This is a genomic window from Lentzea albida, assembly GCF_900111005.1.
In the GTDB taxonomy this organism is placed as follows: Bacteria; Actinomycetota; Actinomycetes; order Mycobacteriales; family Pseudonocardiaceae; genus Lentzea; species Lentzea albida.
Genome location: NZ_FOFV01000005.1, coordinates 109249 through 124001 on the forward strand (window position 1 = coordinate 109249; position 14753 = coordinate 124001).

At 71.1% G+C, this 14753-nt stretch carries 13 protein-coding genes and 2 pseudogenes; 5 read left to right on the plus strand and 10 right to left on the minus strand.

Annotation, left to right across the window (positions count from 1 at the left end):
* Positions 1-41: 41 nt before the first annotated feature.
* Together BMY74_RS15070 and BMY74_RS15075 are read right to left on the minus strand one after the other, a co-directional pair.
* On the minus strand, positions 42-1202 hold the full coding sequence (locus BMY74_RS15070) for an acyl-CoA dehydrogenase family protein (protein ID WP_177229753.1): 1161 nt from the start codon (positions 1200-1202) through the stop codon (positions 42-44).
* Positions 1203-1327: 125 nt separating this feature from the next.
* Complete coding sequence (locus tag BMY74_RS15075; RefSeq protein WP_089916080.1) at positions 1328-2854, minus strand: GMC family oxidoreductase; 1527 nt, start codon at positions 2852-2854, stop codon at positions 1328-1330.
* A 133-nt stretch (positions 2855-2987) separates the two neighbouring features.
* Between BMY74_RS15075 and BMY74_RS15080 the strand changes: the two genes are divergently transcribed.
* Complete coding sequence (locus tag BMY74_RS15080; protein WP_177229754.1) at positions 2988-3584, plus strand: TetR/AcrR family transcriptional regulator; 597 nt, start codon at positions 2988-2990, stop codon at positions 3582-3584.
* A 7-nt stretch (positions 3585-3591) separates the two neighbouring features.
* Here BMY74_RS15080 and BMY74_RS15085 read toward each other — a convergent pair whose 3' ends face one another.
* Both BMY74_RS15085 and BMY74_RS15090 read right to left on the minus strand, forming a co-directional pair.
* Positions 3592-3912: an NIPSNAP family protein gene (locus tag BMY74_RS15085; protein WP_089916882.1), complete on the minus strand. Its 321-nt coding sequence runs from the start codon at positions 3910-3912 to the stop codon at positions 3592-3594.
* 23 nt (positions 3913-3935) lie between these two features.
* Positions 3936-4886 carry an NADP-dependent oxidoreductase gene (locus tag BMY74_RS15090; protein ID WP_089916085.1) on the minus strand — a complete coding sequence of 317 codons (951 nt, stop codon included), beginning with the start codon at positions 4884-4886 and terminating at the stop codon, positions 3936-3938.
* A gap of 144 nt (positions 4887-5030) precedes the next feature.
* Between BMY74_RS15090 and BMY74_RS15095 the strand changes: the two genes are divergently transcribed.
* Positions 5031-5423: a winged helix-turn-helix transcriptional regulator gene (locus BMY74_RS15095; protein ID WP_089916086.1), complete on the plus strand. Its 393-nt coding sequence runs from the start codon at positions 5031-5033 to the stop codon at positions 5421-5423.
* A gap of 246 nt (positions 5424-5669) precedes the next feature.
* On the opposite strand, the gene BMY74_RS45055 is transcribed toward BMY74_RS15095, so the two are convergent.
* Entirely contained in the window at positions 5670-5837 is a 168-nt protein-coding gene (locus BMY74_RS45055) for a hypothetical protein (RefSeq protein ID WP_177229755.1), read from the minus strand.
* A 77-nt stretch (positions 5838-5914) separates the two neighbouring features.
* On the minus strand, positions 5915-7213 hold the full coding sequence (paaK, locus tag BMY74_RS15100) for a phenylacetate--CoA ligase PaaK (RefSeq protein ID WP_089916089.1): 1299 nt from the start codon (positions 7211-7213) through the stop codon (positions 5915-5917).
* Positions 7214-7394: 181 nt separating this feature from the next.
* Here paaK and BMY74_RS47130 point away from each other — a divergent pair.
* Positions 7395-8170: pseudogene (locus BMY74_RS47130) on the plus strand (AraC-like ligand-binding domain-containing protein); the annotation flags it as partial.
* Between the two features lie 74 nt (positions 8171-8244).
* Here BMY74_RS47130 and styD read toward each other — a convergent pair.
* The 4 genes and pseudogenes from styD to pdhA all read right to left on the minus strand — a co-directional run.
* Positions 8245-9738 (minus strand): annotated as a pseudogene (gene styD, locus BMY74_RS15115) (phenylacetaldehyde dehydrogenase StyD); the annotation flags it as partial.
* A 77-nt stretch (positions 9739-9815) separates the two neighbouring features.
* On the minus strand, positions 9816-11084 hold the full coding sequence (locus BMY74_RS15120; RefSeq protein ID WP_089916094.1) for a dihydrolipoamide acetyltransferase family protein: 1269 nt from the start codon (positions 11082-11084) through the stop codon (positions 9816-9818).
* A complete protein-coding gene (locus BMY74_RS15125; RefSeq protein WP_089916096.1) occupies positions 11081-12070 on the minus strand; it encodes an alpha-ketoacid dehydrogenase subunit beta in 990 nt (329 codons plus the stop codon). Before BMY74_RS15125 ends, BMY74_RS15120 begins: the two co-directional genes overlap by 4 nt.
* Positions 12070-13146: a pyruvate dehydrogenase (acetyl-transferring) E1 component subunit alpha gene (gene pdhA, locus BMY74_RS15130; RefSeq protein WP_089916099.1), complete on the minus strand. Its 1077-nt coding sequence runs from the start codon at positions 13144-13146 to the stop codon at positions 12070-12072. The genes BMY74_RS15125 and pdhA overlap by 1 nt, the downstream gene beginning before the upstream one ends.
* 160 nt (positions 13147-13306) lie before the next feature.
* Between pdhA and BMY74_RS15135 the strand changes: the two genes are divergently transcribed.
* A complete protein-coding gene (locus tag BMY74_RS15135; RefSeq protein WP_089916102.1) occupies positions 13307-13744 on the plus strand; it encodes an Lrp/AsnC family transcriptional regulator in 438 nt (145 codons plus the stop codon).
* Positions 13745-13834: 90 nt separating this feature from the next.
* A complete protein-coding gene (locus BMY74_RS15140) occupies positions 13835-14752 on the plus strand; it encodes an NADP-dependent oxidoreductase (RefSeq protein ID WP_089916885.1) in 918 nt (305 codons plus the stop codon).
* Position 14753: the final 1 nt, after the last annotated feature.

The following is a 14753-nucleotide window of genomic DNA, read 5'->3' on the forward strand; positions in this document are numbered from 1 at the left end:
GCCGGGGCAGCCGCAGGCCGCGGCTGCCCCGGGCCGGCCGCTCAGAACGGCAGGAGCGGCCCCGCACCGGTCGTCAGCAGGCCGTGGTTCTCGACGGTGAGGTACGAGGTGGTCTGGGCGTGCCGGGCGCCGACGTTGAGGTCCCGCCAGAACCGCTGCAACGGGTTGTCGAGGGCGAACGCGCTGGAGCCGTGCAGGTCCAGGAGCAGGTCGACGGCGCGCTGGAACTGATGGAGGACGGAGACCAGCTCCATCCGCAGGGCGGACCGCTGCACGTCGGTGACCTCCTCGCCGGGAGCCCGGTCGGTGATGCGGCCCGCCAGGGCGAGCAACCGGTCGGCACCGCTGGTCACCATGTGCTCGGCCGTGGCGAACACGTGCCTCGCCGACGCCGACTCGGCGAGGCTCTCGTACGGCGAGATCGGAGGCCTGCGCGTTGCGACGACGGCCTGCACGACGTCCAGCGCACCGCGCGCCGCCCCGGCCAGCACGGCCACGACCGCGACCGCCTGGGAGACGATGCTGAGCGGCCGGCCGAGCGTCACGTCGGGAGCGCCACCGGGGCCGGACGGGAACCGGACCACGCGTTCCGCGGGCACGAGGACGTCGTCGGCGACGACCGTGTGGCTGCCGGTGCCCTGCAACCCGGCGACCCGCCAGGTCCGGTCCACGGTCAGTTCGGACATCGGCACAAGCACACCACCCACCTGAGGCACGCCGTCGTCCCCCACGGACACCACCGACAGGAACGCCCAGTGGGCGTCCTCGGCACCGGAGGCGTAGGCCCACCGCCCGCTGACCCGCACACCGCCGGGAGCGGCGACGGCCCGGCCGGGCGTCGAACCACCACACCACCGCACGTCGGGATCGGTGTAGACCTCCGCGAGCACCTCCTCGGGGAACAGCTCGGAGAAGTGCTCCTTCGTTCCCGCCGAGATCGTCACCAGCCACGCCGAGGACGGGCAGGCGCGCCCCAGTTCGGACAGCACCCGCACCTGCGTGACCAGATCGGCGTCCGTGCCGCCGAACCCGGCGGGAGTGCCCAGCGCGAACAGGCCCGCCTCGCGCAACGCCTCACGGCTCTCCGCGGCAACGCGTCCCTGCTCGTCGGTGACGCCTGCGTGCGCGGCCAGCACCGGCACCACCGCACGAGCACGTGCGACCAGGGTCTCGGCCGCCTCCGACGTGGTACGAGCCGTCACGGTCATATCGGATCTCTTTTCTCGGCAAGGCCCGCCGTGACAGGCGGCGACCCGGGAGTGAGCGCTCGGAGTGATGTATAGAACGTTCGTTACACTCGAACCGTAGCGCCATCGCGGAGGAACGGTCAAACGTCGACCGTTGCCGGTGGCCCCTGGCCCAGGACCAGGTCCGCGGCCTTCTCACCCACCATGATCGCGGGCGCGTTGGTGTTGCAGGACGGGACGACCGGCATGATCGACGCGTCGGCCACCCGCAGTCCCTCCACACCGCGCACCCGCAGTCGTTCGTCCACAACGGACCGGTCGTCCACGCCCATCCGGCACGTGCCCACCTGGTGGTGGTACGTGCCGACGGACCGGCGCGCGAACTCGCGGATGTCGTCCCGCGTGCGGGCGTCCGGGCCGGGCGCCACCTCGCGCTTGCGCCACTCGTCGAACGCCCGCTGCCCGCCTACCTCGCGGCTCATCTCGATGGCGTCGCACAACGCTTCCAGGTCGTACGGGTCGGCGAGGATGTTCGGGTCCACGAGCGAAGGCACCGCCGGGTCGGCAGAGGCGATGCGCAACGATCCGCGGGACTTCGGCGCGACGATGCCGGCCGCGATGGTGTAGCCGTGCTCGGGCATCTCGTAGCCCTCTGCCGGGTAGACGAGGTGCAGGAAGAGCGGCTGCAGGTCCGGCGCGGCCCCCGTCCAGCCGGTGCTGTCGGCGTAGAACTGGGCCTCCAGCAGGTTCGCGCGCCCGGCGGGCAACGGCTTCACCGACTCGTAGACCACGCTGATCAACGGGTGGTCGTGCAGGTTCTCCCCCACGCCGGGCAGGTCGGCGACCACGTCGATGCCGAGGTCGCGCAGGTGCCCGGCGTCGCCGATGCCGCTGCGCTGCAGGATCGCGGGCGAGCCGATCGTGCCACCGGAGAGGATCACCTCGGCGGCGGCGCGGACGGTGCGCCGCTGACCGTCCACGATGTACTCGACACCGGCCGCGCGGCCGTTCTCCACGAGCACGCGGTCGATCAAGGCGCCGGTGGTGACGGTCAGGTTCGGGTCGTCCAGCACCGGTCCGACGAAGCTCTGCCAGGCGCTCATCCTGCGGCCGTCGCGCACGGTCATCTCGTTGAAGCCGACGCCGCGCATGTCGTCGCCGTTGAAGTCCTCGTTGCGCTTGTGCCCGGCGGCGACCGCGGCGTCCACGAAGGCCCGCGCGGCCGGGTGCGGGTGCGCGATCGGGCTGACCGGCAGCGGACCGCCGGTCGCGTGGTGCTCACCGGCTCCGGCGAGGTGGTCCTCGGAGCGCAGGAAGAGCGGGCGCACGTCGTCCCAGCCCCAGCCGGGCACGCCCCAGCCGTCGTAGTCGCTCGCGTGCCCGCGCATGTAGATCATGCCGTTGAGCGAACTGCTGCCGCCGAGGACCTTGCCGCGCGGCCAGAACAGCGAGCGGTTGTTGGCGTGCTTCTGCGGCACGGTCATGACGGCCCAGTCCTGCGGCCCGGCCAGCAGCAGCGGCCACCCTTGCGGGCTGTGGATCTCCTCGGCCACGTCGGCCGGTCCCGCCTCCAGCACGTGCACGGTCCTGCCCGCGTCCAGCAGCCGGCGAGCGAGCGCGCTCCCCGCCGATCCGGCGCCGACGATGACGTAGTCGCTGCTGCTCATGGCAACCCTCTCCACTCGGTGACGGGTGCCACTGTGCGACGCGGACGGGTTCGCGAGTTGACGTGCGGCGCACCGGAGTTGCCGTCTCGCGCACCCGCCGCGGAACGCGATCACCGCGTGGGACGATGACGGGGTGAGCGAGACACCCCGGCGCGGGCGCTGGCAGACGCCCTACACCCTCGAGCGGTTGCTGGAGGTCGCCGTGCGGGTGTTCACCGAACGCGGCTACGACGGCACGAGCTTCCAGCACCTGACCCAGGCGTCCGGGCTGTCCAGGTCCTCTATCTACCACCACGTCGAGAGCAAGGAGCAACTGCTGCGCCTGGGCCTCGAACGCGCGCTGGAGCCGTTGATGGCCAGCACCACCGAGGAGGGCGCGACCACCGGCCGCGCCCTCGACCGCCTCTCCTACCTGATCAAGCGCAACGTCGAGATCCTCGCCGCCGAACTGCCGTACGTGAAGCTGCTGCTGAGCGTGCACGGCAACACGGAGACGGAGCGGTGGGCGCTCGAACAGCGGCGCACGTTCGACAAGGTGATCGCCGGGGTGGTGCAGGAGGCGATCGACGAGGGTGACGTGCGCGCCGACCTCGACGCGCGCACCACGGCCCGGTTGCTGTTCGGCACGATCAACTCGCTCGCCGAGTGGTACAAGCCGCAACGCGGGCGCAAGCCTGATGAGCTCGCGGACCAGATCTGCGCGATGATCCTGCGCGGCATCCAGACCTAGTGTGCGGTCACCTCAGTCCCGACACGGCGGTCGGCACGGCCCTGGTGACCTTGATCTGGTCCACCAGCAGCAGCTCCCGCACCGCGGGACCGATCTCCTGCTGCCACCGCTCGCTCTCGTAGACGTTGGCGTACAAGGCGATCCGCTCCTCCTCGTCGGCGAACCGGCGGATCCAGACGTAGCCGTCCGGGTCCTCCTCGTCGACGAACGACGCGGTGACCGACATCCCCTGCTCCACCTGGAACGGGATGACGACGTTCTCCATGTACCGGACCCAGTCGTCCCGCCGCCCCGGCCGGGTCTGGTACCGGCGGATCTCGTAGAACATCAGCTGCTCCAATGGTTTCAGCCTCAGGACACGCGCAGGACGAGCTTGCCACGGGTGCGGTTGGACTCGCCGCGGGCGTGGGCCCGGGCGACCTCCTCGAGCGGGAACGTCTCCTCGACCTCCACCACCACGTCGCCGGCGTCGATCAGCTCGGCGATGCGGGCGAGCGCCGGGCCGTCCGGCTCGACCAGGAAGGCCGAGACGCGCAGGCCCTTCGCCTCACCGGCGGCGACCAGTTCGGGTGACGCCCCGCCGGGGATCGCGACGAGGAGACCACCGGGCCGCAACACCTCCAGCGACCGGGTGCTGGTGTGGTCGTGGCCGTCGCCGACGAGGTCGATCACGACGTCGACGTCGGACACCGCGTCCTCGAACCGCACGTCGGTGTAGTCGACGACCTCGTCCGCGCCGAGCTTCGTGAGCCAGTCGTGGCTGCGGGCACTGGCGGTGCCGATCACGTGGGCGCCGAGGTGCTTCGCGAACTGGACGGCCAGGTGACCGACCCCGCCCGCGGCGGCGTGGATGAGAACGCGCTGGCCGGACGTGACGTGAGCCGTGTCCACCAACGCCTGCCACGCCGTCAGCGCGGCCAGCGGGACCGCCGCCGCCTGCTCGTGACCGACGCTGGAGGGCTTGAGGACGAACTGCCGCGCGGGCGCGGTCACGTACTCGGCGTAGGCACCGGCCTGCCGCGGGAACCACGGCATGCCGTAGACCTCGTCGCCCTCCTTCAGCGTCGTGACGCCGAAGCCGACCTTCTCCACGACACCGGACACGTCCCAGCCGAGGATGAACGGTGGTTCCCCGAGCACACCGGCCATCCCGCCGCCGGCGCGGGTCTTCCAGTCGACGGGGTTGATCCCGGCGGCGTGCACCTTCACCCGGACCTCGGTCGGCAACGGCTCCGGACGCGGCACCTCCCGCACCGACAGCACCTCGGGACCGCCGAGGGCGTCCTGGACCACGGCGCGCATCGATGATTCAGACACTGGACTCTCTCCCTGGGTCACGCTCTCGGGAAGTTCTCTCCCCTGGCTCCAGCAACGTATCCCCAGGGTTATAGTTACCCGCAAGGGCTAGTACTTCCTATCGGGAAGCATGCAGGTGAGAGGCTCGCAATGACCACCGTATGTCTCACGGGGCAGCACTCCGACCACGACGTGTACGCCGCGCAGTGCCCGTGCCGGGCGATGCTCGACCTGCTGGCGAACAAGTGGTCGGCACTGGCGATCGGCGCGCTGGAGGAGGGCCCTCAGCGGTTCGGCGAGCTGCAGCGGCACCTGCAGGGCGTCAGCCCGAAGGTGCTGACCCAGACCCTGCGCCGGCTGGAGGAGTTCGGCTTCGTCGACCGCACCATCTACCCCGCCGTGCCGCTGCACGTCGAGTACTCGCTCACCGAACTGGGGAGCAGCGCGGCGGTGCCGTTGCGGATGCTGCGGGTGTGGGTGGAGGACAACATCGACAACGCGGCGAACGCGGGCGTGCCGGAGGCGTCCTGCGCCGCCGACTAGCGCGTCGCCGGCAGAGGGTGATCAACGTGATCTCCCCGAACCCGGTCTCCCGTGCGGGACGAGCCACGACAGCCCTGTGCGCACCTCGCGGAATCGGCCGGGGCCGACGGCGGAGCGGCCACGGACGTCCAGGCGCCGCTGGTCGAGATCACCAAGCCGGCATGGCTGCGCGCTCCTGAACCACGAACGCGCTCCGCATCCGGTGCGCTCACCACGGCGATCACACCAGAGCACTCCCCCAGGAGCTCAGCTGGGCCACACGGGCGTGTCGACGAGTCCCGCGAACTGCGGCACGACCTGGTCGTACCGCGGCTCACGCGGCACGACCACGGACGTCTCGGGGCGCGGTGCCGCCGGAGGCGTGGCGAGCACGTACTTGGCGTAGAGCTCGTCGAAGATCGGTGTTCCGGTCATGCAGAGCATGGTGAGGAGACCAGATCACGGATTCCGTCACAACGGGTCTAAACCGCTGGATCAGGTGACAAACGCGCTCACCTGGGTGGTCGCCGGTCCACGATCCGCTTCATCTTGCCCACGGAACGTTCGATTCCACCCGGCGCGACCACCTCGACCGCGACCGTGACACCGATCGAGTTCTTCACGAGCTTCCTGAGCTGGGCCCCCGCGTCTCCCGCGACGGCGTCCTCGCGGTGCTCGACCAGGACGGTCAGGTCGTCGAGGTTGCCCGTGCGGCTCAGCACGCACTGGAAGTGCGGCGAGAGCGCCGGCACGCGCAGGATCAGCTCCTCGATCTGGGTCGGGAAGAGGTTCACGCCGCGCAGGATGATCATGTCGTCGGTGCGTCCGGTGATCTTCTCGATGCGACGCATCGACCGGGCCGTGCCCGGCAGCAGGCGGGTCAGGTCGCGGGTGCGGTAGCGGATGATCGGCATGGCCTGCTTGGTGAGCGAGGTGAAGACGAGCTCACCCTCCTCGCCGTCGGGCAGCACCTCACCGGTCACCGGATCGATGATCTCCGGGTAGAAGTGGTCCTCCCAGACGTGCAGGCCGTCCTTGGTCTCCACGCACTCGCTCGCGACGCCCGGCCCGATCACCTCGGACAGGCCGTAGATGTCCACGGCGTGCATGTCGAGGCGGCGCTCCATCTCGGCGCGCATGTCGTTGGTCCACGGCTCGGCGCCGAAGATGCCGACCTTCAGCGACGTCGAGCGCGGGTCGACGCCCTGGCGCTCCATCTCGTCGATGATCGAGAGCATGTAGGACGGCGTGACCATGATGACGTCGGGCTCGAAGTCGCGGATCAGCTGCACCTGGCGTTCGGTCATGCCGCCGGACACCGGGACGACCGTGCAGCCGAGCTTCTCCGCGCCCGCGTGCGCGCCGAGGCCGCCGGTGAAGAGCCCGTAGCCGTAGGCGTTGTGCAGGACGTGCCCCTGACGCCCGCCGGCCGCGCGGATGCTGCGTGCCATCACGGTCGCCCACGTGTCGAGGTCGTCGCGCGTGTAGCCGACGACGGTCGGGCGGCCGGTCGTGCCGGAGGAGGCGTGCACGCGCACGACCTCCTGCCGGGGCACCGCGAACATGCCGAACGGGTAGTTGTCGCGCAGGTCGGCCTTGGCGGTGAACGGCAGCTTCGCCAGGTCCCCCAACGTCTTCACGTCGTCGGGGTGCACGCCCGCCGTGTCGAAGGCCGCGCGGTAGTGCGGCACGTTCTCGTACGCGTGCCGGACGGACCACCGCAGCCGTTCGAGCTGCAACGCGCGCAGCTCGTCCACCGACGCCGTCTCGATCGGCTCCAGGTCACCCGGCTGAGGGCTCAGGTCCAGCATCACGTCCTCCTCGTCGCCCGTTGCCGGGCAGGGTAGTTGACCGAACGACCATTCGGTAAGTATTGTCCGCCGTGACCGGCGTCTCAGCGAGGAGACCGCAGTGACCACAGCGACGTTCGAGGCCTGGGAACACAGCATCTGACGCACCTTCGTGCCGTTGCGGGCCCGCTGCGAGTCGGACGTGGCGAGCTTCAGCGGTGACGTCGGGTCCGCGCCGCTGGGCTCGGTCCTGCTGGCCGAGGTGGCCGCCTCGCACGCCGTCGTCGAACGCACCCGGCGGCTGATCCGCCAGGACGACCCGGAGCTGTACGAGTTCGGCCTGCAGGTCAGCGGGTCGAGCGTGATCGAGCAGGACGACCGGCGGGCCCGGCTGCTGCCCGGCGACCTCGCCATCTACGACACCTCCCGCCGTACCGCATCTCGTTCAGCGACGACTTCCGCATGACCATCGCCATGTTCCCCCGCAGGCTCGTCCGGCTGCCAGAGCACCAGCTGGCCGGGCTGACCGCCGTGCGCCTCGCGGGCGACACCGGGCTGGGCTCGCTCATCGCACCGCTGATGAAGGGCCTGAGCTCGGAGCTCAGCTCCACCAGGCCGGTCATCGCGACGCACCTCGGTGACGCCGTGGTGGACCTGGTGACGGCGGCCTTCGCCCAGCAGATGCAGCAACACCTCGACGAACCCGCCGCGCACCGCGCCCTGCTGGCCCGCGCCGGCAGGTTCATCGACGACAACCTGCACGATCCCGGCCTGTCCTCGAAGACCGTCGCCGACGCGCACTTCGTTTCCGTCCGCCACCTGCAGAAGGTCTTCGAGGCGGAGGGCACCTCGGTGTCGGCGATGATCCGCGGCCGCCGCCTCGAACGCTGCCGCCGCGACCTCGCCGACCCGCGGTGCGCCGACGTCCCGATCGCGAACGTCGGCCACCGCTGGGGTTTCACCGATCCGGCGCACTTCTCGCGGCTCTTCCGCGGCGCGTTCGGCCAGTCGCCGCGCGAGTACCGCAAGAACCGTCCTTGGAGGACGATCGTCACGACCTTCTCCTCGGTGTTGGCGAGGATGCCGGAACAGCCGAGCTCACGGCCGATGCCGCTCGACTTCATGCCGCCCCAGGGCAGGGCGGGGTCGATGGCCGCCCACCCGTTGACCCACACCGCACCCGCGCGCACCTTCGCCGCCATCGTGTGCGCGAGCGAGACGTCCCGTGTCCAGATCGTGGCGGCCAGGCCGTACTCGGTGTCGTTGGCGATCGCGAGGGCCTCCTCGACGGTGTCGAACGGGATCACCGCGCCGACCGGGCCGAAGATCTCCTCGCGGGCGATGGTCGAGGCGTTGTCGACGTCGGCGAAGATGGTGGGGCGCACGAAGAAACCGGGCCCGTCGACCTCGCCGCCCCCGGCGACCAGCCGCGCACCCTCGGCCTTGCCCTTCTCGACGTAGTCGGCCACCCGCTGCTTCTGCTTCGCGTTCACCAGCGCGCCCATGGTGGTCCGCGCGTCGAACGGGTCACCGAGGACCTGCGCCTCGGTGGCCTGGGCCAGGGCGTCCACCACGTTCTCGTAGTGGGAGCGGTGCACCAGGATCCGGGTGCCGGCCGCGCACACCTCGCCCTGGTTGAAGAACAACCCCATGGCGATGCCCTGGACAGCTGCCCGCACGTCGGCGTCCTCGCACACGATCTGCGGGCTCTTGCCGCCGAGTTCCAGGGTGACGCGCTTGAAGGTGTCCGCCGCGGACTTCTGGATCTGCCTGCCCACCTCGGGCGACCCGGTGAAGCTGATCTTGTCGACGTCCGGGTGCGCGACGAGCGCCGCTCCCGTGGTCCCGCCGAGCCCGGGCACGACGTTCACGACACCGGCCGGGAAACCGGCCTCCTGCACCAGTGTCGCGAGGTGCAGGATGGACAGCGGTGCGTCCTCGGCGGGCTTGACCACCACGGTGTTGCCCGCGGCGAGCGCCGGGCCGAGCTTCCACGCGGCGATCATCAGCGGTGTGTTCCACGGGATGATCGCGCCGATGACGCCGACCGGTTCGCGCACGGTGTAGGAGTGCGTCTTCGCCGTGCCGAGGTACCCGGCGGTCGGGATCGTGGCGCCCTGAGCCTTGTCCGCCCACCCGGCGAAGTGCCGGAACGTGGCGGCGGCGTTCGGGACGTCCAGCATCCCCGGCTGCGCGAACGGCTTGCCGACGTCGAGGGCCTCCAGCCGCTGCAGGACCTCGCCGTCCCGTTCCACGAGATCGGCGAGCCGGTTCAGCAACACCCCGCGCGTGACACCGGGTGTGTCACCCCAGGCACCGTCCAGTGCGGCACGGGCGGCGCGCACCGCCAGGTCCACGTCCGCGGCGCTGCCGTGCGAGACCCTGGCCAGCACCTCGCCGGTCGCGGGGTTGAGGTCCTCGAACGTCTCCACCGCGTCCGACCAGGTGCCGTCGACGAACAGGCCGGTGGTGAACCCCGTCCGCGGCTCGGCGATGAGTGTCATGGCGTCCTCCTGCGATGCGTGCCGGTGCTTGCCGTCACGCATCGCAGGAGGACGCTGCCGGGACTTGTGCGTGGACGCACGCGGCTTGACCGGTGGCGCTTGCCAGGCCGTGTCCCGGCCTAGAGGTCCGCCATCGCCGACTTCGGGTTCTCGACGCAGTCGGCGACGAACCGGATGAACCCGCCCGCGGTGCCGCCGTCGCACACCCGGTGGTCGAACACGAGCGAGAGCTGCACGACGTGCCGCACCGCGATCTCGCCGTCGACCACCCACGGCCGCGGCAGGATCCGGCCCATGCCGAGGATCGCGACCTCGGGGTGGTTGATGATCGCGGCGCTGCCGTCGACCCCGAGCACGCCGTAGTTGTTGAGGGTGAACGAACCCGAGCTCAGCTCGGCCGCCGTGGCGGTGCCCTCGCGGGCGGCGGCGGTGAGCCTGCGGATCTCGGCGTCGAGGCCGCGCATGCTCAGCCGGTGCGCGTCCCTGACCGACGGGACCACGAGTCCGCGGTCGGTCTGCGCGGCGAGGCCGAGGTTGACACCGTCGAGGTGGGTGATCTCGCCGTGGTCGGTGTCGACGCGGGAGTTCAGCTCGGGGAAGCGGGCGAGCCCCGCCACGACGAACCGGGCGACCATCGCCAGGAGTCCCGGTGCCGCACCGGTCTCCTTCAGCTCGGCGCGGAGTTCGAGCAACGCGGTCGCGTCGACGTCCACCCACGTCGTCGCCTCGGGGATCTCCGTGCGGCTGCGGGACAACGTGGTGGTGACGGCCTTGCGCATGCCGGTCAGCGGCACGCGGGTGCGGATCGGCAGGCCGGTGCGCTGGTCCACATCGGACACCACCGGGGCCGGCACCGGCGTCGGCTCGGGAACGACGACCGCCGCCTCGACGTCGCGGCGGGTGATCAGGCCGGCGGGCCCGGTGCCGGTCACCGCGGTGAGGTCGACGCCGTTGTCCTTGGCGAGGCGCCGCACGATCGGCGACTGCACCGCGGGGCGTTCGCCGGTGGGCGCCACCGCCGGCGTGGAACGGGCAACGGCCTTCCTGCGGCGACGGGAGGTGCTCGTCTCCGAGGTCCCGTAGCCGATCAGGACGTTGCCGGAACCGGCGCGCTCCTCCTCGGCGTAGGTCTCGGCGGCGGCGGACTGCGCGGGACCGACAGAGATCAACGGCGAGCCGACCAGGAGGGTCTCGCCCTCCTCGCCGTGCAGCCGCGCGACGACACCGCCGAACGGCGACGGCACCTCGACCATCGCCTTCGCCGTCTCGACCTCCGCCACCGGTTCGTCCACGGCGACGGGGTCACCGGTCTTGACGAGCCACCGGACGAGCACGGCCTCGGTCAGCCCCTCGCCGAGGTCGGGCAGGTCGAACACCTGGGTGCTCATGCGGCGTCCTCCCACTGCAACGTGTCGACGGCGTCGAGGACCCGGTCGACGCCGGGCAGGAAGTGGTGCTCCAGCTTGGGTGCCGGGTAGGGCACGTCGAAGCCCGTGACGCGCCGGACCGGGGCCTCCAGGTGGTGGAAGCAGCGCTCCCCCACCCGTGCCGCGATCTCCGAGGCCACCGAGGCGAAGCCGGGAGCCTCGGCGATGACGACCGCACGGCCGGTCCTGCGGACCTCGGCGCAGACGGTCTCGTCGTCGAACGGGACGATCGAGCGCAGGTCGACCACGCCGAGGTCCCGTCCCTCGGTCGCGGCCTGCTCGGCGGCGGCCAGCGCGACCGGCACGGACGGGCCGTACGCGATCAGCGTGGCGTCCTTGCCGGGACGGCGGACCACCGCGCGGCCGATGGGCGGCACGGGCACCGCCACGTCGACCTCTTCGCGGGCGAAGTAGTGCTTCTTGGGCTCCAGGAAGACGACCGGGTCGGAACCGGCGATCGCCGCGCGCAGCAGGCCGTACGCGTCGGCGTTGGTGGCCGGTGCGACGACGGTGAGACCAGGGGTGTGCGCGTAGTAGGCCTCGGACGAGTCGCAGTGGTGCTCCACGCCGCCGATGCCGCCCGCGTACGGGACGCGGATGACGATCGGCAGCCGCACCTTGCCGCGGGTGCGGTTGCCGAGCTTGGCCACGTGGCTGACGATCTGCTCGAACGCCGGGTACGCGAAGGCGTCGAACTGCATCTCGACGACCGGGCGCATGCCGTTCATGGCCATGCCGACCGCCATGCCGACGATGCCGGACTCGGCCAGCGGGGTGTCGAAGACCCGGCTCTCGCCGAACTCGCGGTGCAGGCCGTCGGTGACGCGGAAGACGCCGCCCAGCTGGGCCACGTCCTCGCCGAACACCACGACGGAGTCGTCCTCCGCGATGGCGTCCCGCAGCGCGGCGTTGATCGCCTGCGCCATGGTCATCTTCTCGGCGGTCATCAGGCCTCCTCGGCGTCGAGCTCGGCCCGCAGCGCCGCGCGCTGCTCCGCCAGCTGGGGCGTGGGGGTGGAGTAGACGTGGGCGAAGATCTCCTCGGGGTCCACGACCGTCTCGGCGCCGACGCCGGCGCGGACCGCGGCCGCCATCTCCTCCGCGGCGGCGGCGATCTCCTGCTCGCGTGCGTCGTCGAGCGCGCCCACCGACGTCAGATAGGTCCTCACGCGCAGCAGCGGGTCGCGCGGGAGCCACTCCGCGACCTCGTCGTCGGCGCGGTAACGAGTGGCGTCGTCGGCGTTGGTGTGCGACTCGACGCGGTAGGTGTCGGCCTCGACCAGCGTCGGCCCCTCCCCCGCGCGGGCACGGGCGACGGCCTCGCCGAGCACCTTCTCGAGCACCGGCAGGTCGTTGCCGTCCACGCGGAAGCCAGGCATGCCGTAGCCGATCGCCTTGGCCGCCAGTGACGGCGCGACCGACTGGCGCGCAAGGGGGACCGAGATCGCGTACTTGTTGTTCTGCACGAAGAACACGACCGGAGCGTTGAAGACGGCGGCGAAGTTGCAGGCCTCGTGGAAGTCGCCCTCGCTCGTCGCGCCGTCACCGCACAGCGCCATGACGACCGTGTCCTCACCCTTGAGGCGTGCCGCGTGAGCGACACCGACGGCGTGCAGCAGCTGCGTCGCGAGCGGGGTGGCCTGGGGCGCGACCTTGTGCTCGTTCGGGTCGTAGCCGCAGTGCCAGTCGCCGCGCAGCAACGTGAGCACCTCGACCGGGTCCACCCCGCGGGCGGCGATCGCTGCCGTGTCGCGGTAGGTCGGGAACAGCCAGTCGTCGTCCGAGAGGACGGACGCGCACGCGACCTGGCACGCCTCTTGGCCGCGCGAAGACGGGTACACGGCCAACCGTCCCTGACGGACCAGCGCGCCGCACTGTTCGTTCAGCCGCCTGGCGAACACCAGCTTGCGGTACCCCTCGAGCAGGGCCTCGGCGTCGGGTTTCGACGCTCCCCTGACCAGGCGGCCGTTCTCGTCCAGCAGCCGGGCCGGGGTGATGGCCGCCTTGAGCTGACCGGCACTCATCCGCACCTCCACGAGCAGTTACACCAGGCCCGAATGTTGCCTATATTGGAGGCCAATCGGCTAGGTCCGAGCCCAAGTGCGAGACGATTGACTTCTCGCTTCGATTCAGCCGGTCCAGTTGGACCGGTGCACAGCCCTTTTGCCCCGGGGAGTGAGACACGTGGACGCGGAACTGGACGAGGTCGACCGGCGGATCCTCGCCGAACTGGAGGCGGACGGCCGGTTGTCGGGGCGCGCGCTGGCCGAACGCGTGACGATCTCGCGCGCCAACGCCTACGCCCGGTTCGAACGTCTCGTGGCGGACGGCGTGATCACCGGCTTCCACGCGCGGGTGGACCCGGTGAAGGTGGGTCTCACGACGTCCGCGTACGTGGCGATGACGGTGCGGCAGAACAACTGGCGGGACCTGCAGGCGCGGCTGCGGGCCATCCCCGAGGTGCGGCACATGGCGCTCATGGGCGGCGAGTTCGACGTGATGCTGCTCGTCAGGGCGGCGGACAACGACGCCCTGCGCCGCGTCGTCCTGGAGCAGTTGCAGAACATCCCCGGAGTGCTGTCGACCAAGACGTTCCTGATCTTCGAGGACGCCGAGAACTGAGCTTCGCGTCACATCGGGTGGAAGCTGACACCGGTGTCAACGAATAGCTTCGAACCGTCCACAGGATCACGGTTCGAGGAGATGTTCACCATGGGCAAAGCGTTGGGGTACAAGGCTTTCGGCGAGGCAGACGTGCAGGTGTCCTTCGATCGGCCGGACCCCGTGCCCGGCCCGGCCGAGGTCCTCGTGCGCGTCGCGGCGGCGGGGGTCAACCCGCTCGACCACAAGCTGCGGTCCGGGCACGTCCCCTCCCTCAACGGCGAGCTGCCGTTCCCCCAGGTCCTCGGCATGGAGGCGGCCGGGACGGTGCTCGCGGTCGGCGAGGACGTCACGGGCCTGGCGGTCGGCGACCGGGTCACCGGGTTCGCGCTGACCGGCGCGGGCACGTACGCGGAGACGACGCTGCTGCTCGGCACGTCCACCGCCCGCATCCCCGACGCGCTGCCGGCCACCTGGGCGGCGACGATCCCGGTCGCCGGCACGACGGCGCTGGACGTGCTCGACCAGCTCGACCTGCCCGCCGGATCCTCGTTGCTGGTCAACGGGATCGGCGGCGGCGTCGGCATCGCGGTGGCCCAGCTCGCGCGGCACCGCGGCCTGGTGGTGACCGGCACGGCCAGCACGGGCAAGCGCGACCTCGTCGAGTCGACCGGCGCGACGTTCGTCGACTACACCGCCGGCGACGTCGTGGAACTGCTCCGCGCCGAGGCCCCGGACGGCTTCGACGCCCTGGTCGACAACGTCGGCGGCGACGCGTTGCGCGCCGTGGCGCCACTGGCCAGGAAGATCGTCTCGATCGGCGACTTCTCCGTGGGCGAGGTCGGCGGCGTGGTGGTGGAGCGCCGGGTCGACCGGGCGGGCCTCGAACGCGTCGCCCAGCTCATGGTCGAGGGCGCGCTCGACCCGCACATCACGGCGACCTACCCGCTCGACCGGGCGGACGAGGCGCTGGCGCTCGTGGAGTCGTTGCACGCCAAGGGCAAGCTCGTCATCGACCTGAGCCTCTGAC

Bases quoted from the DNA above. Each gene is read 5' to 3' on its own strand.
- paaK (WP_089916089.1), bottom strand. From the start codon at position 7,213: ATGCTGGACCTGAGCCCTCAGCCGGGTGACCTGGAGCCGATCGAGACG.
- pdhA (WP_089916099.1), bottom strand. From the start codon at position 13,146: ATGAGTGCCGGTCAGCTCAAGGCGGCCATCACCCCGGCCCGGCTGCTG.
- BMY74_RS15095 (WP_089916086.1), top strand. From the start codon at position 5,031: ATGACCACCGTATGTCTCACGGGGCAGCACTCCGACCACGACGTGTAC.
- BMY74_RS15090 (WP_089916085.1), bottom strand. From the start codon at position 4,886: ATGCGCGCCGTGGTCCAGGACGCCCTCGGCGGTCCCGAGGTGCTGTCG.
- BMY74_RS15085 (WP_089916882.1), bottom strand. From the start codon at position 3,912: ATGTTCTACGAGATCCGCCGGTACCAGACCCGGCCGGGGCGGCGGGAC.
- BMY74_RS15140 (WP_089916885.1), top strand. From the start codon at position 13,835: ATGGGCAAAGCGTTGGGGTACAAGGCTTTCGGCGAGGCAGACGTGCAG.
- BMY74_RS15120 (WP_089916094.1), bottom strand. From the start codon at position 11,084: ATGAGCACCCAGGTGTTCGACCTGCCCGACCTCGGCGAGGGGCTGACC.
- BMY74_RS45055 (WP_177229755.1), bottom strand. From the start codon at position 5,837: ATGACCGGAACACCGATCTTCGACGAGCTCTACGCCAAGTACGTGCTC.
- BMY74_RS15075 (WP_089916080.1), bottom strand. From the start codon at position 2,854: ATGAGCAGCAGCGACTACGTCATCGTCGGCGCCGGATCGGCGGGGAGC.
- BMY74_RS15125 (WP_089916096.1), bottom strand. From the start codon at position 12,070: ATGACCGCCGAGAAGATGACCATGGCGCAGGCGATCAACGCCGCGCTG.